The sequence below is a fragment of the Planomicrobium okeanokoites genome (genome assembly GCF_003428875.1).
GTDB lineage: Bacteria > Bacillota > Bacilli > Bacillales_A > Planococcaceae > Planococcus > Planococcus okeanokoites.
Map to the genome: position 1 here is coordinate 96,434 of NZ_QQRS01000003.1, position 21,471 is coordinate 117,904.

Below are 21,471 nucleotides of genomic sequence, written 5' to 3' on the forward strand. Positions count from 1 at the left end.
TATGGTAAAATGACAAAAATGGAAAAAAGGGGTATGTCGACATGCAGTATTTTATTGGCATTGTGCCGCCTGAAAGTGAATTGGAGAAACTGAAGGAATTCAGGAAACAATGGCCGGCGAACCGGATCGATGATTTGGTCGAACCGCATATCACGCTGAAAGCGCAAGGCGGCCTCAGCGCTGACGAAGGCTGGCTCGAGAACGTGAAAGCGGCGGCTGCTGACTTTCCGGCTTTCAGGGTCCAACTCGCGGAACCGCGCTTTTTCGGCGAAGACGTTTTGTATCTGAGCATGGATTCACCGGAAGTCAACGAACTGCACAGCGTTTTGGTCGAAGCGGTCGGCTCCAACCCGGAACAGATTGCCCAATATTTTGAACTGGACCAGTTCGTGGCGCATTTGACTTTAGCCAAGACGTCGCACGGGGTATCGCAGGAAGAACTGAAGAAAATGGCGGCAGCAGCCAGTCAGGAACTTGCGCCTTATCCGGATTTTCAGGTGGATTCGATCCGGATTTACCGGATGCAGGATGAGCAGCGGAGATATGAAAAGTATTTGGAAGTGCCTCTAAAAAAGATGTCTAACTAAAAAAGAGATGCTGTAGTGAGTATATTACTCAAAACAGCATCTCTTTTTTCACTTTTTCATCCCCCTCAAAAAATCAAACATTTCCTCTACATCATCCGACTTGAACAGCATGCCTTTTCCGTCAAAGACGAGGACTACCGGAAACTCTTCAATCTCCAGTTCTTCTTTGAAATCCACCACGAAATCCTTATCGTATTCGTGCCAGGAAGCACCAACCTGTTTCCCGATTTCTTCGAGTATTTCATTGGCCTTCTCGAATAGGGGTTCGGCATCCTTCATCTCTTTAGGCAATCTTTCCCCGTACTCATACATGATTACAATCCTTATTCCATCGTTGGACGCCAGCAGCTGTTCGTATTTTTCTTCGTATGTCATATCCAATAAAATAATCTCTTCTGCATAGCCTTCAAAACTGTCTCCTCTTGGCGGGTTGATCTGCACTTTTTGCCCGAATTTGATGTCATCAAGAGAAGCTTCGGTGCCGTCTTCATTTCTTACGATAGTTTCGTCGTCATAATGGGCATCGTAGCCGATTCCTTCTTCAGTTGTAACTGGCCCGTCATGCCGTTTTTCCCATTCTGCAATTCCGACTCCCAGAATCTTGCGTTCCTTATCCGGCGGACCGGATGTGCCGACCATTTTATCGTCTTCGTATTGAGTGGCTGCAGACTGGTCAACTGGTTCATCCTCATAAATTGTTTCTTCGACAGTATCTTCGGTGCCGCATGCGGAAAGCGTTAATGCAATAAACAAAAGACTCACTGCATGCAATGATTTGAATTTCATCTCTTTACTCCTCTCGAATGGACGCCTTTTTTAAGAAATGGCTATGACGTTCTTATGTCATTTAAGTGTCATGTGATACTTCCTTCTCACGGTTAGCCAATAAATGATTCGTCTATATACCCAGTAGACTGCAACCAGCTGAAAACGTTTCACGTTAGCGCAAACGCCCTTCAAATCTATTGCTGATTCGAAGGGCGCTGCCGGTTAATAGTCTTGCTGTCATTCTTGGATTAATAATTCTTTATTCGTCCGCTTCATTATAGAAATTGCATTCAAACACTTTCACTTCAAAGCCGGACTTCACGACTTTCGGGAAGCCACCCTGGTCATAGCATTGATCCGAAGAGGTTTTCACCTGCTGGTAGCTGAAATAGGATTGCGTTAGGAAGACGGCGCTTGAAATCAGCAGGACTCCGGCGAATAAAAGGAATAATTTTTGCCACGCGTTCAATTTGTTTTTCATGAGGGACACTCCTGTCAGACATTAGATGGTTTTATTAACATAACTAAAGGCTAACATAATTTGGCAGGAGTGACAGCCGAATTCCAAAAAAATTAATGAAATCTGATAAATCCGTAAAAAAGTGAATCTTTTCCAGTAGTTCAAACGTCTAAAGGATATAGGAAAAAAGCAGAGGGGTTTTTTGTATGCTGAAAAAGATTGTACTGGCAGGCGGTACCGGTTTTATCGGACAATATTTGGAACGCACATATACAAATCAGGGCTATATCGTACATATCATTTCGAGGCAGCCGGGGCAGATCTCATGGAACGACGAGGCGGCGATGGTGGATGCACTGGAAAATGCGGGTATGGTCATTAATTTAGCTGGGAAATCGGTAAACTGCCGTTATAACGAAAAAAACAAGCGGGAAATCTATGAATCCCGGACGCGGACGACTGAAGCGCTGGGCAAGGCGATCGGGAAATGCCAGAACCCGCCGGAGCTTTGGATCAATTCCAGCACGGCGACGATATACCGCCACGCGGAAGACCGGCCGATGACGGAAGCGACGGGGGAGCTCGGCACAGGATTTTCAGTGGATGTCGGAAAAGCGTGGGAAGATGTCTTCTTCCGTTTCAATCTGCCGAAAACCCGTCAAATCGCCTTGCGCCTTGCCATTGTGCTCGGAGCGGACGGCGGAGTGATGGAACCGTACATCAATATGGTGCGCTTCGGCCTTGGCGGCAAGCAAGGCGAAGGCAAGCAGATGTTCAGCTGGATTCATATCGAAGATGTCTACCGGATCATCGAATTCCTGAAACAGCGAAAAGATTTGAGCGGTATCTTCAATGCTTCTTCTCCGAATCCGGTGACCAATAAAGAATTGATGGAGCAGATGCGGAAAGTGATGGGACGCCGCAGAGGGTTGCCTGCACCGGAATGGATGCTCGAAATGGGCGCCGTATTCATCGGCACCGAAACGGAACTGATTTTGAAAAGCCGCTGGGTGGTGCCGGAGCGGCTTGAAAGAGCGGGTTTCCGTTTCAGCTATGACCGCCTGGACCGCGCCTTATGGCAAATTCTCCAGGAACAAAAGCAAGAACAAGAACAGTATTAGGCGCTGTTCCGCTTTATGGCGGGGCAGTTTTTTGATTTATATAGGAGAGAATTTCCTATGGAAAGAGGAAATCCGTTAAGTTTGGGGAACATAGTTTAGTAGAGAGTAAAGAACAAACGTTTAAAGATAAAAATTCATTTCTTGCAGAAGACCGAGTATAATCTTTTAAAAGAAGAGATAAGGGGGAAGACGATGAAATACTTTACTAAAGAATGGTATGACGAAATGCAAGTGTCCGGTTTTCTGACCTTCCCTGAAACCGAAGAAGAATGGGAAGAAGGCCAGGCCGCCTACCGGGAGCAAGGCATCGACCCGCAAGAAGTGCACCGCCGTGACCTCGAAGATAAGAAAAGGGATCTTCTGAAGTTTTTGCCTGATTCCTTTCATCCATATATTTATGACGGTACGCTCAATTCAACGTATCCGACTCCGGAACTCCGCGAAATGGCGGACAGATGGGAAGCGGATTACGAAACCCGCTTTGACGCGCTGTTGGATGATTACAGTCGGCATTATGAATCCATCAAGGAATTTTTGCCGCCAGGTGCGATTCAGCTGACGGAAAAAAGCCTGCATGATTGCATCGTGAAAAATGTGGATCATCCAGCTGACGGCGAACTCGTCCTCGTGATCGATTGCAACAGTGGCTTCCATTACTTCAAGGATGTCAAAGTGAAATTCACCGGGGTCAGCGAAGCCATAATTCCTGAAGACATTACCGGTGCCTGGTGGTTATATAATGAGATTTATTTGAACGGTGATCAAGTTGAGTTACATGTGCTGTTCGATACCCCGATGACGGAAGTGACCATCGTTTTCAAAGACATTCAAATTGAGGAATTGGAATAAAACCAGTTTTTCTTTTTGAGTTTATCTGTTAATAAATTCCTTTTAATAAGCCGATAGAACCTATAAAGTATACAAAATCAAAAAATATCATTCTTTTTAAATTATTATTACAAAAATTACACCTTTTATTTCAACTGGGAGTTTAGCCTTAGATTAGGCGGGTAGTTTGAGATAGAGGGGTGACAAAATGCGAGCAGATGACCGTTTGATCAAAGCTTTATTAAAGCAGGATAAAAAAGCGTTCGAAGAATTATACGACCGCTATCATTTATTGCTGTGGAAAATTGTCGCTGAAGCCGAAGCCGATCATCACATTTGCGAGCAGCTTGTCACACAGGTATTTAAACACGTATGGCAAAAACCGCATGAATTCATTGGCGATAAAAGGCTGGCATTACTGTTGATTGAATGCTGCCGCGCCAAGATGAAGGAGCGTCCCAGGCCGAAGCCGGTTTGCGGAAAGCCAATAGAACCACAAGCATGCTGCGGATAACGATTCCGCAGCTTTTTTGTTGTTCATTAACGGACAATAAACCAATACACACAGACAATCCCCAGATCGCCGAGGCCGTGGCCGATGATGGTGGCGGTGATCGAACCGGTGCGTTCACGGATATAGCCCCAGAACAATCCGGCTATCAGCACGGGGATGACGGCGACGAGCGTGTAGGCGACTTCGAAAAGCTGCATGACCGTCAGCACATGGTAGAGCGTATAAAAGGCGGCAGTCACGATAATGGCGTTGGCGGCACTGCCTTTTGTGCGGATCTTTTCGAACATATAACCCCGCCAATAGACTTCTTCCAGCACCGGATTGAGCAGAAGCAGCACCAGCACAAGCAAAATTTCAGCCGGTCCGATGAAGCCCCAATCGACGAGCAGTTCCCGCAAGGATTCCACATCCAGCAGGTATTCGTGCAGCCAGATCATCCCGCCGAAAATGAAGATGAAGAAAACCCCTCCGCTGGTAATTCCCAAAAGGAGCCCTTGCTTCGATAAGCGCATGCGCTCTTTCGGAAAAGCTTTGCCGAGAAGTGGCGCTCCGAGCAGCCAGCCATAAAAAAGCATAAACGTAGCCGCGACATTTTCTATTACATAGAGGCCGATGTACATCATGATCGTCGGACCGATCAGCAATAACATCATTTTCATCGCAATCTCTCCGAATCATCTGCGTAGTAGTCCGCTGCAATCGGCTTTAAAAAGCCATCAACCACAGCATTGAATTTCCTGAACGACCGCGGCGGCACCTGATGGTCTCCGCCTTCAATGAACATGACTTGCGTCTGCGGCGCTGCTCGCTGAAATGGGATGCGGTAATGATGCATCGGTTTTTCGAGAGATCCGTAAACGAGCAGGATCGGCATCTTCAGCCGATGCAGCGAATGGGTCGACACATAATCCAAGCCGGTCCGGCAGAATTCATACGAACGCTGCGGATCCGATTTCCGCGCAAGACGGTAAATCTTTTTATCATCACCGGGATAGTATTTATTGAGCTTCGCCTGCAGCTTTGCAGCAACCGACACCATCCGGAATTTCGAAAGGTACATCACGGATTTGATGAAGAATTTCGGTGAAAAATTATTCAACTCCGAATAACCGCCGGACAGGATGACGGCAATCGTCCGTTCGGGATAATTGAGCGCAAACTCCTGCGCCACCAAGCCGCCGTGCGAATAGCCGCAGACGACGACTTGGTCGATGCCGATCCGGTCGAGCAGTTTTCTGAGATGCTCCGCCAGCAGATGGATTGTCAGCGGCGTGTCGCCTTTCGTGCTGTTACCGTGGCCGGCCATATCGAAAAAGATGGTCTGGTATTCCTCGGCCAGCGGCTCCTGATGCATAAATACATTATGCGCCATCACGAACGGATGAATGAAGACAATCGGCAGTCCTTCACCTTTTGTCTGGTAATAAAGCGTCAGCGAGTCATCGATTTTGGCATAGGGCATAAACGGGAATCACTCCTAAATGATAGATGATTGTCTATATTAGTTGTTTAGAGAATAACTTTTTATAATTCACTTCGGCGCTATGGACAAGCCTCCCGCAATAAGCCGAGAAGACCACTCGTCTTATTGCTCCGGTCGGCATTCGCCTGCTCCTGAGCCGCGCCGGCGTTGAGAGAAATTTCTAAAGATAGAGAGAAAAACAGTGAAGACTCTTGCTTTAGCAGCGGAATGTTGAAATTCACTCGGATGTTGAGCTTGAGTTAGCACTGATAACAATCAGTTACTAGTTCAGTTAATGTAAGTGGAATACCCTTGAAAAGGGAGGGGTAAAACGTGTTGGGTTGAGCTTGTGTGAGGAGATGGAGTTTATACGACAGCAAACCGCCGCTATACGACAGCAAAAGTAATCTATACGACACTAAAAATCGCTTATACGACATCTAACCGTCACCCAAAGAGCGAAACCCCTTATTGGCCGAAACCGGGCGGGGCAGCAGCCCCGCCCCAGCAGTCCGCGCGGCGGACTGCGACCAATCGGATCTCCAAGCGAGTGAGTGGATGTGGATTGGGATACGTGAGTATGCGAAGTCTATACGACAACAAACCGCCGCTATACGATAACAAAAGCAATCTATACGACACTAAAAATCGCTTATACGACATCACCCCCCAATTCATCCCGCGTCTCGCAACCCAAGATATGAGAATGGATGCAGATACATAAATTATTTGATGTAAAAACAAGAACTATTGTTTAATTTAACCTATTTGGACCATGCAATAATAATTCATTCGGTCGATATATTAATGCATAAATTATGTATATTATTAAAATTAGTTAATATTTATACATTTTTATTCAAATAGGGGAGAGTGGAATATGAAGAAGTCAGTCAGTGTTTTATTGGCAGCAAGCCTTTTGGCGTCTGCGCCGTGGTCATCGGTTGTGGCGGACTCGCCGAAAGTTACATACGTAAATGCGCTTGAAGAGCAGGACGGCAGCAAATTCAACAGTGAAAACTATGATTTTAAGAAGTTTTCGGCAATCGGACCGAAATTGGAAGAAATCGCAAAATCGTCCAACCGCGTAAAAGTGGAGGTGACAGGCACCTCGTCTGATGGCCACCCGTTGTATGTTGTGACGATTGCAGACCCTGAATCGCAAGGCAAGTTCGGCAAGATCCAGGCTTTGCGCAAGCAGATGTTCAAAAATCCGGGGAAAGCACAGGATTGGGTAGCGGAAAATCCGGATTTCAAAGTGCCGATCATGATCAACGGTTCGATTCACGGCACGGAATTTGTCGGCAGTGACGCGACTTTGCAGCTGATCGAACGTTTTGCGACGCAAAACGATGACACCACAAAAGAGATTTTGGCGAATAACGTCCTCATTTTCAATGTCGTGGCAAACCCGGATGGCCGTGTCGACGCGACGCGTTTTAACGGCGAAGGCATCGACTTGAACCGCGATTTCGTCACCCAGTCACAGCCGGAAACCCAGCAGACGGTTGAGTTGATTACCGAATGGAATCCGATGGTGTTCCTGGATACCCACGGCTACGTGAAAAATTATGCGCCGAACAAGCAGGGCTTGATCGAGCCATGTACGCCGCCGCATAATCCGAACTATGAATACGATCTGTACAATAAATGGGCTTACGGCCAAGCCGAAGCGATGGAAGCGGAAATCATGGGCAATAAAGCGGGATACGAAGGTGCGCTTTATCAGGACATGACGGGTACTTACGTGCCGCAGCGTGACGATGCGGCTGGCTGGGATGATTATCCGCCGATCTTCACGCCGATGTATGCGATGTACCACGGTGCATATGGCCACACACTTGAAGCGCCGACCAATGATGAAGACGGCGTGAAATGGATGTACGATGCGGTGATGGGTGCATTGAAATACGCCACAGACAATAAACAGGAAATGATCTCTGACCAGATGGAAGTGTTCGAACGCGGCATCAATTTCGACCACCCGACCCACGCAGAAGGTTTCTTCCCGAAAGCATACGTTTTGCCGGTCGATGAACAGGATCCGACTGTCACTGAAAAAGCGGTCAACCATTTGATCAAAAACGACATCGACGTCGTGCGCGCTTCCAAAGCGTTCACCGTTGAAGGCGTAACATACGACAAAGGCTCTTACATCGTCCACATGAATCAGGCGAAGGCCGGTCTTGCCAACACATTCCTTTGGGATGGCGAGGATATCACGAACGATACGCCTTCTATGTATGACATTTCCGCATGGAGCTTGCCAGAACTTTGGGGCTTCGAGGCGAATCCTGTGACGACGGCTGTTGATGTTGCAGCGGCGAAAGTCAAAGAAGTGAAAAACCAAGGTGCAGTTTCCGGCAAAGGGCCGTTCGTCATCCCGAATTCTTCCGTGCAAGCGGTCGAACTCGTCAACAACTTGCTCGCTTCTGGCGTTGAAGTGAAGCGCGGTGCGGAAGGCTATTTCTATACAGCAGCTCCTGCCAATAAAATTGCGGCTGCCGTAAAAGAATCCGGCCTGCAAATCGAGTCGGCAAAAATGCCCGCTGACGCTGAAGCAATTTCTTCTGTCAAAGTAGCTTTGCTTGAAGACGGCGGGATGAATAAACAGCAAACCCACGCCGGCATGAACTTGGCACTTGAGCGTCTCGGATTTGATGTAACCGAATTGTCGCCGGTTGAAGTGGTAGAAGCGGGTCTTAGCGGATTCGATGCTTTCATTTACAACGGCACTGAAAGTCTGATTTCACCGACTCAGTCACGTGAAGGGAATAAAGAATTCGGTTTCCAAAATCCTGCACAGTATGACGCATTCAAAGCGAATGTTGAAAGCTTCATTGCTGATGGCGGCAAATACATCGCAGCAGGTGCCGGCGCATCCCGCGCAACGAAATCGCTCGGCTTGACGGATGCGACAGTCAACGTCGGCGGCTCCAACAGCAACGGCATCGTCTCCATCGACTACGACGGCAGCGGCCTGACAGCCGGCTACAGCCAGGACGATATCGGTTTCGTCTACCGTCCGGTTTGGTACAGCGGAGTCGAAGCGGATGAAGTACAAGCGTCTTACGACGAAGGTGACTTCTTCATCGCCGGCCACTGGAAAGGCAGCGAAGCCGCAGCCAGCCAGCCCGTATTAATCCAGGAAAACGACAAGGACGTAACGCTGATCGGTCTCGAGCCAGCATTCCGCGACCATACGGATTACCTGTTCCGTCTGATGTCCAATGCATTGTTTACTAAATGAAGATGAGAGGGAGGAGCCATGGGGCTTCTCTCTTTTTTTGTGGTGTTAGTGTTAGCATATTCGGCTTATACGACACCAAAATGACGTTATACGACAACAAAAGCAATCTATACGACACTAAAAATCCCATATACGACATCTAACCGTGACCCAAAGAACCAAACCCCTTATTGGCCGAAAACGGGCGGAGGCCGAAGCCCCGCCCCAGCAGTCCGCGCGGCGGACTGCGACCAATCGGATCTCCAGCCGAGTGAGGGAATGTGAATTGGGGCACGTGAGGATACTGAGTCTATACGACAACAAACCGACGCTATACGATACTAAAAGAGAGCTATACGTCAACAAATGGTATCCATACGACATAGCCCCCCATAAAAAAAGAAGCCACGGATTAACCGCAGCTCCTTTGAAATAAATCCTATTCAAATTTTCACTTTCAACAAACGCTGCTCTTCCTCTTCCTTCGGCACAATCATAAACTTGGAAACTAGGAACGCCGCCAAAAACAGGGAACAGGCAAACGCCGTGTTATTGCTGTTGATGAGCGCGTGCTGCACAGTATCCGTACGAATATGAGACAGCGTGCCGACCGCCACATTCAGCAGATACGAACCGAAGAATCCGGCGAAGGCGATGACCATCAAATAATGCCCAGCCAATTTTCTTTTATCGAAACGCGTTTCCCACCTGGTCGTCCGCTTGATTGCCAATGTGTCCCGAATCTGCCACACCAGCGCATAACCGAATCCACCTATCGTCAGCGCCACAAAAATATAGCCTATGAAATTCTCCATACTCCAGCCTCCCCATTTCATTTATTCACAGTGAATCAGAACACTTCATGCGTATTTTTCGCTAATGCGCCGAGCTCATAAAGAATCGCCGCATCGCTGTTCTCGCACCACATCTCGCTGACTTTTCCGTCTGTAAATGTAAACAGGATCATACCCGTTTCCTTGACGCGCTGATCCTCAGCCGGAATATTGAACCAGCCGCCTTTGTACGTCATCCAGCCCGTGTAGCGCACGACCAGCTTACTGTCCTGCTCGATTACATCGTCCAAAGTCCACTCGTCGTCATGGAAAACCTGCCGGTACCACTTCATGAAGCCTTTCATCTGCTCACGGGAATTTTCGCCGTTCCTCGAATGGTAGACGAAATCTTCCGTCGTCAATTCTTCAAGCACGCTCAAATCGCCTTTTGTAAAATACTCCGCAAACCATCGCTCTGCAACCATTCTTTTCTCACTGCTCACCATTGTCTACCTCCATAAAATTATCAGTTCGTTTTTCTTTAAACAAAAATCTATAGATTCCCCAAATAATAAATCCTATACCACACAATATGAATAAAGAGAAGATCCTCCATATCAAAGCGGGCGGCGGGATGCTGCTGCCATCCCCAATCGGTCCGATTCGCGGGGCCGTTAACTCGTGGATTGCCAAGAAGGATAAGAGAATCATGGCAATTCCACCATACAGCAGCACATGCTTTTTCATCCGTTCCCTTGTCATTGGCATCGCTCCGTTTCCTTTTAATAAAAGATACTGATTATTAATACGTTCTGACTGCACTCAAGTTTCAAAAAATGGAAGTAATTCCTTTTAAGGAGAGAGGCATCATTTTATTATTCATTCAATAAAAACGCAATCAGTTCATCAACATCCTCATATTTCATCCTATCTTCATATCCAATTTCCAGGCTGTCACCCGACAGATCGTCCGCTTCCAGAGAAATGGTTTCCACCCGGATTTCTGGTTCCAGATGCGTTGCGATAAAGCCAAAGATTGTTTCCAGGTCTTCCGCAAAATAAGGGTTGCCCGAAGTGAAGCCATCTTCCTGGTACGTAATTGTTATATGAGCAGATGTGCATTCTGCAGTTTCGCTCACTTCTATACAGTGTAACCAAGGGTCTTCGTCATCCCCGTGCTCTTTGGCAAATTGATTGCCGAAATAGAAACGCTCGTTTTCAATAGCAGCTGCTTCATCTTGCAGCTGGCGCACCAATTCATGGGAAACTATTAGCGGATGGTATGTCTTTAATATGGTCAAAAACTCTTCTTTATTTTTAGCTTCAGCGAGTGGTTCCATGAAAAGATCCAGGGAATAGGAGGAGGATTCATCGGCGATAACAATATTATCAAGGTCGGCCTGACTCTCCACGATCAACTGGTAGAGGGTGTAGTAACGGTCCAGTCCATCTGCCGCAAACATTTTAAAATTTATACCTTCATGATCCATCAAGATTAAGGAAATGGATTCATAATTATAATTCAACCGAATGTCGGGATTCTCTTCACCTGTGAAACCCATTTCCTTGATAACCGGAATAACGGTTTTTAATTTCTGAAATTCTTTATCCGCTTCCAGTGCATATGAATAATCATCTTCGATTACTGAATGATCGGAAGAATCAACAATGACATTAAAGCGTATATCTTCATCGGTTTCAGGAGATACGATGAATTCAGGCGAGGCGCCCATTCCATACGTCCGTGTCTCGATAATATCTATTTCAAAGCCATATTTTTCTTCTATATAATTCTTGACGACATAATCAGGCGGAGCATTTTCCATTAACGGAGAGAATTGAAAATAGAGATAGCCGATACTGACTGCAATCAAGGCAACGAACAGGCCAACCACACTTAGAATAATTTTCATCGTTTTGCTCACTATTATCCCCCTCCAGCTCTACTCTAATTAAACCACAATTCTGTATATTGTCATGGATTTTTTTGGTAATATTAATGAAAAGAAAAAACTTGTGAAAACTGGAGTCAGAAGGGGGGAGCGGTTATGCGGAAACGGTTTTTGATGGTCCTGGTTGGGCTTGCTGCTGTAATTGTCGTCGGCTGGCTTGCCATGTGGTTCATCGCAACATATGAGCCGACACCCGATCAGCGAGAAGTTGAAGAAATTGTGCACGAACGGGATCTGGTGGAATTTGGGGAAGTCGAAGGGGCGTTTTTGCTGACTCCCCGAAACTATGGCTATTACGACAGTGAGAATATCTACGTTGTTGAGCAGTATCTCGATAAAGGCGGCGATTATGCCAGCCAATATGCTGTCATTGAAAAAGGTGCGGCGTTAACGGAATCCGACAAGCCAGTAATTGAACAGCTTGCCGCTAAAGAGACATTCCAAAATGATTATGTGGATGATTTCCAAGTGCTTTCGAAACACCGTGTGACTGTCTTTAGAAATGAAGAAAAAACCGAGGAGCATTGGTTTTTCAAAGTGACCTATAAATATGACGGCGAGTACTTTTTGACATTCGTGCTTCCGGAACCAGCCATCGAAAACAGATTCAACTTTTTTGCGGAGGGTTATGAGCAATTTTTGCAGTTTTAATTAAGGGAAGAAAGCAGCTGTGAGCATCCAGATCTTTTACTGGATGACTGGATTTATACGGCAAAAAAGTTTATACGTCACTATAACGCCGCTATACGACACCATAAGCAATCTATACGACACCAAATCGAATCTATACGACATCGCCACCACAAAAAGTCCAAAAGAAAGCAGCCGCGATAATCAATCGCAGCTGCTTTCTTTCATTCCAGTTTCAATTCGCTTTCACCAACAAGCTCCCTCTCCCCAAGGCCACTCTTCACCCGCTTCAGCTGGGCGACAATGATGATGCTGATGATGACCAATAGCGCCCAGGAACTGATTTTGCCGATGTGGACGATGGTCCAGGCGGCTTGCTGGTCGGGGTATTGCCAGGCGCCGAAAAAGGTGGTGATGTTTTCGGCGATCCAGATGAAGAATCCGATTAGCACGAATGCCAGCAGGAGCGGCATCTTGAAGACGCGATCAAGCAGACGGAACGACACAAACGTTTTGAAGAACACGATGACGAGCAGCGCTTTCAGCACCCAGCGTACATCATACGAGAAATGATGCGTGAAAAAGTTCAGGTAGATCAGCGCGCTGATGCCGCCGGCGTAGACGGCTTTCGGCCAGTGGATCATCTGCAGGTCGAGTCGCCGCCACGACTGGATGATGTAGCTCGCAACGCTTGCGTACATGAAGCCGCTGTAGAGCGGCACGCCGAACACCTTGCTGTAGGCGTCTTCGGGATAGGCCCAGGAACCCATATGCACTTTGAAGATTTCGAGTGCCAGGCCAATCAGGTGAAAGACGCAGATCGTCTTCAATTCGTCTTTCGTTTCAAGGCCGGATGTCAGCATGAAAACCTGTCCGAGAAGGCAGGCGATCAGCAGGAAATCATAGCGCGGCAAATAGGGAATCTCGACAAATTTCGAAACGGCCAGCGCAGCGAAGATGATGAGCGGGAAGATGCAGGCAAGCGCTTGCTGCCACGTAAAATGGATCAGGTATTTCACGGTTCGGCACCTCCGGTTTTATTCGAATAAAGCTCTTAGCTTAAGAAGACGACAGTGCCGGGGCTCAGGTTTCCTACAGAAAAATAAAGGATTATCAGAATTTACAGAGAATTTATAATTATATAGAATATGGCTATTGTCGCTTGAGCAGAATTGAATGGAGGGAAACGGATGGACAAAAAGCTTCTCGGGATTTTTGCATTTATACTTTTGATCATTCTCCTTGCAGGCTGTCAGGAAGAACCGGAAGAAGAGACGACGGCGGACGAAGCGAAATCGGAAGAGACGTCGCAGGCAGAAACGCGGGCGCAGCAGTACATCGAGCTGTGGAACAACCAGGAATTTTCGAAGATGTATGGTTCCTTCCTGAATAAGGGCTCGAAAGACGTCTACGGCTCCCAAAATTTTGTGGCGTGGCAGGAAGACATTTATGAACAGCTCGGCGTCAGCGATGTCAATGTGACGTATACGCCGCCGGAAGAAGCGGTGGATTACGCGGCGGACATGCCGGCGGATTTTGACATCCACGTGGAGATGGAGACGATGGCGGGGCCGGTTGAATTCGACCAGACGCTGACGCTCCTGTACGAAACACATCAGGAGATGGAGGACTGGTTTGTCGAATGGAACCCGACGTACATTTTGCCGCGGCTTGAAATGGGCGATGAAGTCGAGGTGCGTCTGACGGAACCGGTGCGCGGTGAGCTCGTCGACCGCAACGACAAGCCGATTGCCGTCAACAGCGACGCGATGATGGTCGGCGTCGTGCCACAGAATTTCAATACGCCGGAGCAGAAGGAAAAACTGGCCCGGGCACTTGAGATGGATGTATCGGACATCGAAGCGGCCATGAATAAAAGCTGGGTGCAGCCGCATTATTTCGTGCCGATCAAACAAGTGCCGTCGAGCGACCAGCTGATGCTTGACCGCGTCTTCGCGGTGCCGGGCACGAAACAGGAGCCATCGGAGTTCCGTGAATATCCTTACGGCGAAGCGCTTGCGCATCTGACCGGCTATATCGGGCCGATTACGGGCGAGCAATTGGAGCAGTTGAAAGACCAAGGCTACGGCCCGAATGATATGATCGGCCGCCAAGGATTGGAGCGGGCGCTCGAAGACCGCCTGCGCGGCAAACCGGGCATGCAGGTCATCGCCCATAAACCGGCAGCGGGCACGGATCCTGTGACACTGTATGAAAACGATGCAGGCGAAGGCGAAGTCATCAAACTGACGATCGATGCCGAACTGCAGAAATCGATATTCGAATCGATGGCGGGTGAGCCCGGTGCCAGCGCTGCGGTCGACCCGGAAACCGGTGAAACCCTGGCACTGGTCAGTTCACCGTCCTACAATCCGAACGAATTCGTGAAAGGCATCACCGGCTCACGCTACCAGGAGCTGAACGATGCCAAGAACAAACCGCTGTTCAACCGTTTTGCCGCTTCCTATTCACCGGGCTCGGCAATCAAACCGGTGACCGCGGCGATCGGGCTTGAAGCAGGTGCCATCGATCCGGAAGAAGGCATCGACATCGAAGGCAAACGCTGGCAGCTGAACGGTTCATGGGGCGGCTTCCATATTACGCGCCTTCACGATGACGTCAAAAATCCGGTCGATTTGCACAAAGCATTGGTCTATTCGGATAATATTTATTTCGCGCAAAAAGGGCTGGATATCGGCCGCGAAGACATGATCGACGGCTTCAAGGACTTCGGCTTCACGGAAGATATTCCGTTCGTGCTGAACCTGCAGCCGTCGCAGATTACGAATAACGGCTCGCTCGGCTCCGATGGCCAGACAGCGGACACGGCTTACGGCCAGGGTCAGATGCTCGTCAACATCCTGCATCTTGCGACAATGTACGAGCCGTTCCTGAACGGCGGCACGATGTACGAAGCCTCAATCTTCCTGGAAGAAGACGAGCCGACCGTCTGGAAAGAAGGACTGGTGAGCGACAACCACGCGGAGCTGCTGCAGACAGCGATGCGAAGCGCCATCACTGACGGCTACGCGAAATCCGCCAATATCGGCGAAGTCGCTGTCGCCGGCAAGACAGGCACCGCCGAACTCAAGATGCGCACAGGTGACGCAGGCAAGGAAAACGGTTACTTCGTCGGCTACGACTCCGAGAACCCGAACGCCATCATCGCCATGATGATCGAAGGGATCGAAGATGAGTCGAACGGCAGTGATTATGTGGCCGGCAAAGTGGCGGGCGTGTTGAAGGCTCACAAGGAATAAAGATGAGTGGGAAGAAGCGGCTGCGGCTGCTTCTTTTTTTGCGGTTTTTGGCGAGTTGGGCATAAAACGGGTGAAGTTGGGCATATTCGGATCAAAGTTGGGCATAAAAGGAGTAAAGTTGGGCATATTCAGCATGAAGTTGGGCATAAAATTTTGGGAGGCAGCACCTGCCGTTTGTTTTCAAGATGAGATAAAACTTAATAATAGAATGACTGTATAAATCCTCCTCTTTTACCATTTTATTCAGAATACTTATGTTAAGCTTGAAGGAGACGAAATAAGAGGTAAAGGGGTAATTTATCTATGTATGAACAAGGGGGAGACCCGGATTTTTGGTGGAAATTTTTATTGCTGCTGGTATTTGTAATCTTGTCGTCTATGGCATTCAACTTCATCACAAGAAAAATATTCAAAGTGGAGCGGCAGAAACTCTTTTCCTATAACCATATAAATGAAAAGCATAAGAAGGTTGATTGGACGATCAGGCTTTCGACGATTGCTCTTCTGATCATAGGATTCGCTATAAACAGCACTCGGAATCCAACCGAATGGTTCTGGTTTTTCCAAACCTGGTTTATTCTGATTCTTTTTATCTTCAGTTCACAAACAGCGAAAGCAATAATGGAGCGTAAGTATGCGGAAAACAGAAACAGATATAAAGTGACAATCAGTGAAAGTGTCTTTATTATGTTCATTTTCTTAACGTTATACCTGACTGATTTCTGGGGATTATTATAATCTGTGAATGATGTTAAGGGTTATTCACCAGTCAAAACCCAAATGGATGCTTTTCGCAGGCGAAAAGCGAAAGTGCGAAAGACCGAAAACTGCCCTGGCCCAAGTGGCCCAGGGCAGTTTATTGCGAGTTGGGAGTAAAAGCGGTGAAGTTGGGAGTAAACACAGCAAAGTTGGGAGTAAATCGCATGAAGTTGGGAGTATTCGGACCAAAGTTGGGAGTAAAGCAAAATAGAGGAATATTCGTCTCGCACAAGGAATAGAATGTTAACAACACATCAACTTCAAATGGAGGTCTCTCATGAAAATGCTGTTTCATTACAATTGGAAAGTCAGGGAAGAATGGTACGCATGGTGCGAAGGAGTCAGTGAAGAGGAATTGCTGAAGAAACGGACAGGGGGCGTCGGCAGCATCCTGGAAACGCTGTTCCACAACATTGACGTGGAATGGAGCTGGATCCGCGTGTTAAAAGGGGAAGACGATTTCAAGGAAGACTTCGAAGGCTACCGAAGCTTGGAAAAAGTGCGCGAACTGGATGCCCGGTTCAAGCCGGAAGTCGAGGAGTTTGTCGCCAATTGGGACAGCAGCATGGAAGACCGCGTGCTCGTTTCCACCGGCAAAGACGGCACCGAATACACCGATCCATGGGGCGAAGTGATGCGGCATATCATCGCGCACGAAATCCATCACATCGGCCAATTATCGGTCTGGTCACGGGAACTGGACCGCGAACCGGTGTCGGCGGATTTGTTGGGCAGGGGATTAAGCGATAATCAATAAAGCGGGAGGGCAGAGGGTGAAATCTTTGTCCTCTTTTCATATGCAAAAACTTGACGCCCATCAAGGGAATCACCGCCAAACAGGCATAAGATGAAATTAAAGAACGGAACGTTTCCACGAATACATAAAAATAAGAAAGGAAGGATTCACATGTTCAGCTTATCTTTCATTCCAACATTAACCCAGGACGTTCCGTTCTTGTCACTTATGCAGGAAAATTTATGGCTGTTCATCCCGGCGATTGTCGTGCTGTGGCTGTCGTTGCTCATGCGTGTGAGAAAAGTGCTGGCGGCACAAGTGTTACTGCTGATCGGAATATTCATTGCGTGGAATATCGCTTCCGAAGCTTTATTCATCGGTATGATGGTGCTGCAGACAGCTCTCTCCATTTGGATGCTGATCCGGGTGGTCATCGAAATCGAATGGTCCTACTCGCGCCGGCTGGAGAAAACGCATTTCATCCCGCGCAACATCACAAAAGGAGGGAACGCCGGCATCCGTGATTATCGGTTCTGACGTTAAAACGTCTGAGCAGTTGTTAGCTGGAAAATTATTAAGGTGTAGAGAATTTGCCGATTTCTAAATTTATTTTCAGATTTTCTTAAACTATAAAAAGGATCCTGAGATATGGAGTAAAACAGCGAAGACTCCCAGGGGAGTAGAAATGGAGTTGGTTTTCCAACTCCATTTCGGCGAAGTGTTGAGATCCACTCGGGCGAAGGGGACCGAGCCCGAGTTAGCTCAGCGCAAGCCCCCAGGAAAGCGAAGCTGTTTTACGCAATATCGTTTTTACGTTACTTTATTCAAAAACTAAAACGCCCGGACACAAAAGTGTCCAGGCCTTTTAATTCACTCCTCCAACAGCTCCATCACCGCAAAATAATTCTCTTCATCATCCGCAAAATTGAAGCTGCGGCCGATGCCCATATTCACCAGCTCGCCGGTCACCACGCCACGTTCCTTGAAATCCGCGTACAGCTTGTCGACATTGTCCGTATAGAACATCAGCGAAGGCGTGCCCAGATTCAGCTCCGGTGACATCTTCGAAATGACTTCCTTGTCATGCAGAACAATCGTCGTCGCTGAATCCTCCGCCGGCGCAATCTCGATCCAACGGATGCCCATCTCCTCCGAACCCTCATCCGCAATCACCGTGAACCCAGCCTTCTCCGTCCAGAATTTCACCGCCTTGTCCTGATCTGCCACATACACCATCACTTGCCCGAGCTTTTTGATCAACCCAACCACTCCTTCGACAAATATCTTCTACGAAATAAAATTCGGGATGCCAATGCCAAAAACCTTCTATGAAAATAAAAAACGTCCGGACAATAACTTATGCCCGGACGTCAATAAATTTTGCTCATTAATTCTCTCTCGTTAAAGCCTGCTCCGCCTTATACTTATCTTCTTTCTGTACAAAAAAGTCGTATTCGGTAGTATCCACAATCGCGTTCCGCACAAACTGGTCGGCCATATGCGTGGATGAATCGTAAGTCTTAGCAGTTATTTTCAATTTCGCATCAAAGTCGATCCCTGCGCCGTTCAAACGGCTCGACGCGCGGTAATAGCTGTCTTGCCCAAAAGCCGTATACACCAAATGCTTCTTCTTGAAAAATAAAAACCTGATCAAATCCATCCGATTCATCCCCTTCCGGAATATCTACCGTCTGCGCAGCTCCTCAGCAATCTGCTTCAGATATGCATTGCGTTCCTTCGTCAAATTCAGCCACATGACAATTACAAATATCGCAATTACGATTGGCAATAAAGAAAGTAAAAGTCCTATAACCGGAAATATCGTAAACATCGCGTCACCCATCATCAATCATCCCTCCTAGTACTTACTATACGGCTATACTTGGAAAATGTTTCAATAAAAAGAAACTCCATCAGTTTAATAAAATGATGTGAGGTTACATAAAGTTGAACAGGATTCTTTGGTTAATTTCATGTGCAAATCCAGGAATACAATATTGTTTATTTATTACGATAATCGGAGTAGTGTTTATAAGAACAATAGAAAAGTAGTGGTTTTGTAAAAATTTAAAAAGAAGATTCCCTCTGTTTTAGCTTTCAAAAATACAAACGAGGAGATGAATTCTTTGAAAAAAATTTCGTATAGTCTGGTTATTTTATTGATGTTGAGCCTGGTGTTTTTACTTTATTCGAATTTAAAATTTGGAAATGGGGAGCGCTCATCTCTCAATTCCAATGAAATTTTGAATGTGGCACACCGGGGTGCTTCCGGTCATGCTCCTGAGCATACATTAGCCGCATATGAATTGGGAGAGCAGATGAAGGGCGATTTTATAGAAGTCGATTTGCAGATGACTGAAGATGGAGTTCTTATCGCCATGCATGATGAAAAGGTCGATAGGACAACTGATGGTTCCGGATTTGTTAAAGACATGACATTGGCTGAAATTAAGCAGCTTGATGCCGGTTCCTGGTTCAATGAAGCTTATCCGGATAAAGCTAAACCGGATTACGCAGGACTTACAGTGCCGACCTTGGAAGAAATTATTGGGGAGTTTGGCAGAGGATCGAGATACTATATCGAAACCAAGGCTCCGGATGTATATCCGGGAATGCAAGAAGAATTACTGCGGGTTCTATATAATCATAAATTGATTGGATCAAATGAGGCGTCCAGTAAAGTTTTGGTTCAATCTTTCAGTGCTGACAGTTTATTAGAAATCCATGAATTGGATCCTGAAGTTCCTTTGATCCAATTGATTTCTTACTCAGAACCGGCAACGATCACTGATCAGGAGATATCAGCAATTAAAGAATATGCACTTGGCATTGGGACCAGTTATACGAGTATTGATAAAGAGTACGTCGAAAAAATTCGGGAAAATGAATTATTGATTCATCCATTCCTCGTGAATTCAAAAGCTGACATGGAACGGTTGTTGGAGTGGGGAGTCACTGGCATGTTTACAAACTTCCCGGACCGTTTGGATGAAGTGCTGAAAAGCAGAGGCGATTAAAGAAATATACAGCAGTAAAAACCCGAGTGGTAATGCCGCTCGGGGTTTCAACTTATTGAGAAAGCTAGGAAACCGACATTCCACAAAACAGCTTCGCTTTCCTGGTGGCTCGCACTGAGCTAACTCGGTCTCGTTTCACTTCGTCCGAGTGGATCTCAGTAAATCGCTTACTCACCTGGGAGTCTTCGCTGTTTTGTTCCATGTCTTAGAACCGCTTTCTATAAAGAAATAATCAAGCTATTTTTGTTTTCCAAGAGAAATAACCACGTGTTTCTTTAGATATAAAATGTAGCAGCAGGCAGCACCCTGCGGAACGCGTCCGTCTGTTTCTGAATCGCTTTGCTAGCTTACAGACTCTTCCTCCGGCGTACCCAGCCGGTCCGTCAATGTTCTGTAAATATCATCAAAATGATGCTCTTCGTAGAACATCTCGTTATACGAAGCGGAACGGATAATCGCTTCCTTATCGACTTTCACGACTTCGATCTGCACCGAATTGCTCTTGCCGGTCTCATCAATCTCACGCCGCTTCTCCTTCGCGAACGCATCCACATCGCGCGGCTCATACTGGCGGAACGTCTCCACGACTTCATTGAACACCGATATCGTATCTTCCTCGCTCTTGAACAGCCAATAATAATCCTTCTTCGCACTCGACAGGTGCAAATTCAATTGATAATGCATGTATAGTCCTCCTTCGGGAATAAAAAACCTATTTTCAATATGTTGTTCTATACCCGATTCTGGAGCGGGAAACCTTCTGACGGAGAAGTCCGCCAACAGCCTATTCGTGAGATAAGGAGGTGAAACCGTAAGATAAGTGGGACAAATTATAAGTTATTTTAGTACATCTTAAATTATTACAGTAGCCGATATTCCGCAAAACAGCTCCGCTTGCCTGGTGGCTTGCACTGAGCTAACTCGGCCTCGTTCCACTTCGTCCGAGTGGATCTCAGCACTTCGCTTGGTCACCTGGGCGTCTTCGCTGTTTTGCTCCATATCTCTGGAGACTTCTCTTAGCACCTATGCTTAAAGCACCAAAGTGAATAATTTAAGCTAATTCTGTATTTCAACTTACATTGATAAAAAACATGAACATTCTCTTCAAAAGAAAAGAAACCATATATTACCCGAAAAACGGGCGGGGCCACCAGCCCCGCCCAAAGCAGTCCGCCATGGCGGACTGCGACCAATCAGTTCTTTGCCCCAGAGTGAGGGGAAGGAAAAATAGGTGACGTTAACTAAAATGAGTTATACGTCACATAAAATATTCTATACGGCAACAAAACAATTCTATACGACACTAAAATCAAGTTATACGTCAACATGCCCACTCTATCCGTCACTCAAAATGCTAAACCCATCTTGAACCTAT

24 protein-coding genes are annotated in these 21,471 nt (G+C 47.0%); 11 read left to right on the top strand and 13 right to left on the bottom strand.

From position 1 onward, the window contains the following. Nucleotides 1–41 precede the first annotated feature (41 nt). On the top strand, nt 42–587 hold the full coding sequence (locus D2910_RS08420; RefSeq protein ID WP_117313159.1) for a 2'-5' RNA ligase family protein: 546 nt from the start codon (nt 42–44) through the stop codon (nt 585–587). A gap of 48 nt (nt 588–635) precedes the next feature. On the opposite strand, the gene D2910_RS08425 is transcribed toward D2910_RS08420, so the two are convergent. Further along, complete coding sequence (locus D2910_RS08425) at nt 636–1,373, bottom strand: hypothetical protein (RefSeq protein WP_117313160.1); 738 nt, start codon at nt 1,371–1,373, stop codon at nt 636–638. A gap of 241 nt (nt 1,374–1,614) precedes the next feature. Then, nucleotides 1,615–1,836, bottom strand: a complete 222-nt coding sequence (locus tag D2910_RS08430) for a hypothetical protein (protein ID WP_117313161.1) — start codon at nt 1,834–1,836, stop codon at nt 1,615–1,617. A gap of 185 nt (nt 1,837–2,021) precedes the next feature. Here D2910_RS08430 and D2910_RS08435 point away from each other — a divergent pair, with 185 nt between their 5' ends. The 3 genes from D2910_RS08435 to D2910_RS08445 all read left to right on the top strand — a co-directional run bounded on the left by D2910_RS08435 (nt 2,022) and on the right by D2910_RS08445 (nt 4,278). Beyond that, the gene (locus tag D2910_RS08435) at nt 2,022–2,936 is read left to right on the top strand and encodes a TIGR01777 family oxidoreductase (protein ID WP_084242904.1); all 915 of its coding nucleotides are present in this window, start codon (nt 2,022–2,024) and stop codon (nt 2,934–2,936) included. Nucleotides 2,937–3,128: 192 nt separating this feature from the next. Then, entirely contained in the window at nt 3,129–3,785 is a 657-nt protein-coding gene (locus D2910_RS08440) for a DUF4085 family protein (RefSeq protein WP_117313162.1), read from the top strand. 187 nt (nt 3,786–3,972) lie between these two features. Next, complete coding sequence (locus D2910_RS08445) at nt 3,973–4,278, top strand: RNA polymerase sigma factor (protein WP_117313163.1); 306 nt, start codon at nt 3,973–3,975, stop codon at nt 4,276–4,278. 26 nt (nt 4,279–4,304) lie between these two features. Here the strand turns inward: D2910_RS08445 and D2910_RS08450 are convergent, their stop codons facing one another. Together D2910_RS08450 and D2910_RS08455 are read right to left on the bottom strand one after the other, a co-directional pair. Continuing rightward, nucleotides 4,305–4,937 carry a CPBP family intramembrane glutamic endopeptidase gene (locus D2910_RS08450; protein ID WP_117313164.1) on the bottom strand — a complete coding sequence of 211 codons (633 nt, stop codon included), beginning with the start codon at nt 4,935–4,937 and terminating at the stop codon, nt 4,305–4,307. After that, nucleotides 4,934–5,740, bottom strand: coding sequence for an alpha/beta fold hydrolase (locus tag D2910_RS08455; protein ID WP_117313165.1), 807 nt, complete (start codon nt 5,738–5,740; stop codon nt 4,934–4,936). Before D2910_RS08455 ends, D2910_RS08450 begins: the two co-directional genes overlap by 4 nt. An 880-nt stretch (nt 5,741–6,620) precedes the next feature. Between D2910_RS08455 and D2910_RS08460 the strand changes: the two genes are divergently transcribed. Further along, nucleotides 6,621–8,990, top strand: a complete 2,370-nt coding sequence (locus tag D2910_RS08460) for a M14 family zinc carboxypeptidase (protein ID WP_117313166.1) — start codon at nt 6,621–6,623, stop codon at nt 8,988–8,990. Between the two features lie 422 nt (nt 8,991–9,412). On the opposite strand, the gene D2910_RS08465 is transcribed toward D2910_RS08460, so the two are convergent. The 4 genes from D2910_RS08465 to D2910_RS08480 all read right to left on the bottom strand — a co-directional run bounded on the left by D2910_RS08465 (nt 9,413) and on the right by D2910_RS08480 (nt 11,667). Next, a complete protein-coding gene (locus D2910_RS08465; protein ID WP_117313167.1) occupies nt 9,413–9,784 on the bottom strand; it encodes a hypothetical protein in 372 nt (123 codons plus the stop codon). Between the two features lie 35 nt (nt 9,785–9,819). Beyond that, a complete protein-coding gene (locus tag D2910_RS08470) occupies nt 9,820–10,248 on the bottom strand; it encodes an ester cyclase (protein WP_117313168.1) in 429 nt (142 codons plus the stop codon). Beyond that, nucleotides 10,235–10,504 (bottom strand): hypothetical protein, encoded by a 270-nt coding sequence (locus D2910_RS08475; RefSeq protein WP_165850160.1) that lies wholly within the window; start codon nt 10,502–10,504, stop codon nt 10,235–10,237. The genes D2910_RS08470 and D2910_RS08475 overlap by 14 nt, the downstream gene beginning before the upstream one ends. A gap of 113 nt (nt 10,505–10,617) precedes the next feature. Next, nucleotides 10,618–11,667, bottom strand: coding sequence for a hypothetical protein (locus D2910_RS08480; protein ID WP_117313170.1), 1,050 nt, complete (start codon nt 11,665–11,667; stop codon nt 10,618–10,620). 123 nt (nt 11,668–11,790) lie between these two features. On the opposite strand from D2910_RS08480, the gene D2910_RS08485 reads away from it, so the two are divergent. Further along, nucleotides 11,791–12,345 (top strand): hypothetical protein, encoded by a 555-nt coding sequence (locus D2910_RS08485; RefSeq protein ID WP_117313171.1) that lies wholly within the window; start codon nt 11,791–11,793, stop codon nt 12,343–12,345. A gap of 203 nt (nt 12,346–12,548) precedes the next feature. Here D2910_RS08485 and D2910_RS08490 read toward each other — a convergent pair whose 3' ends face one another. Continuing rightward, the gene (locus tag D2910_RS08490) at nt 12,549–13,343 is read right to left on the bottom strand and encodes a DUF817 domain-containing protein (protein WP_117313172.1); all 795 of its coding nucleotides are present in this window, start codon (nt 13,341–13,343) and stop codon (nt 12,549–12,551) included. Between the two features lie 171 nt (nt 13,344–13,514). Here D2910_RS08490 and D2910_RS08495 point away from each other — a divergent pair, with 171 nt between their 5' ends. The 4 genes from D2910_RS08495 (at nt 13,515) to D2910_RS08515 (ending at nt 17,616) form a co-directional block, all read left to right on the top strand. Beyond that, a complete protein-coding gene (locus D2910_RS08495) occupies nt 13,515–15,584 on the top strand; it encodes a penicillin-binding transpeptidase domain-containing protein (RefSeq protein ID WP_117313173.1) in 2,070 nt (689 codons plus the stop codon). A gap of 303 nt (nt 15,585–15,887) precedes the next feature. Next, nucleotides 15,888–16,322 carry a DUF4181 domain-containing protein gene (locus tag D2910_RS08500; protein WP_117313174.1) on the top strand — a complete coding sequence of 145 codons (435 nt, stop codon included), beginning with the start codon at nt 15,888–15,890 and terminating at the stop codon, nt 16,320–16,322. A gap of 298 nt (nt 16,323–16,620) precedes the next feature. Next, a complete protein-coding gene (locus D2910_RS08510; protein WP_117313176.1) occupies nt 16,621–17,100 on the top strand; it encodes a DinB family protein in 480 nt (159 codons plus the stop codon). A 150-nt stretch (nt 17,101–17,250) separates the two neighbouring features. Then, nucleotides 17,251–17,616 carry a hypothetical protein gene (locus tag D2910_RS08515; RefSeq protein WP_101801887.1) on the top strand — a complete coding sequence of 122 codons (366 nt, stop codon included), beginning with the start codon at nt 17,251–17,253 and terminating at the stop codon, nt 17,614–17,616. A 333-nt stretch (nt 17,617–17,949) separates the two neighbouring features. On the opposite strand, the gene D2910_RS08520 is transcribed toward D2910_RS08515, so the two are convergent. From D2910_RS08520 to D2910_RS16870, 3 genes are all read right to left on the bottom strand, one after another. Beyond that, nucleotides 17,950–18,339, bottom strand: coding sequence for a VOC family protein (locus D2910_RS08520; protein WP_101801886.1), 390 nt, complete (start codon nt 18,337–18,339; stop codon nt 17,950–17,952). A gap of 127 nt (nt 18,340–18,466) precedes the next feature. Then, complete coding sequence (locus D2910_RS08525; RefSeq protein ID WP_117313177.1) at nt 18,467–18,739, bottom strand: hypothetical protein; 273 nt, start codon at nt 18,737–18,739, stop codon at nt 18,467–18,469. 24 nt (nt 18,740–18,763) lie between these two features. Continuing rightward, nucleotides 18,764–18,925 carry a hypothetical protein gene (locus D2910_RS16870; RefSeq protein ID WP_158241158.1) on the bottom strand — a complete coding sequence of 54 codons (162 nt, stop codon included), beginning with the start codon at nt 18,923–18,925 and terminating at the stop codon, nt 18,764–18,766. A 271-nt stretch (nt 18,926–19,196) separates the two neighbouring features. Between D2910_RS16870 and D2910_RS08530 the strand changes: the two genes are divergently transcribed. Continuing rightward, nucleotides 19,197–20,096, top strand: a complete 900-nt coding sequence (locus D2910_RS08530) for a glycerophosphodiester phosphodiesterase (protein WP_117313178.1) — start codon at nt 19,197–19,199, stop codon at nt 20,094–20,096. Between the two features lie 342 nt (nt 20,097–20,438). Here the strand turns inward: D2910_RS08530 and D2910_RS08535 are convergent, their stop codons facing one another. After that, nucleotides 20,439–20,780, bottom strand: a complete 342-nt coding sequence (locus D2910_RS08535; RefSeq protein WP_084242883.1) for a hypothetical protein — start codon at nt 20,778–20,780, stop codon at nt 20,439–20,441. Between the last annotated feature and the right edge of the window lie 691 nt (nt 20,781–21,471).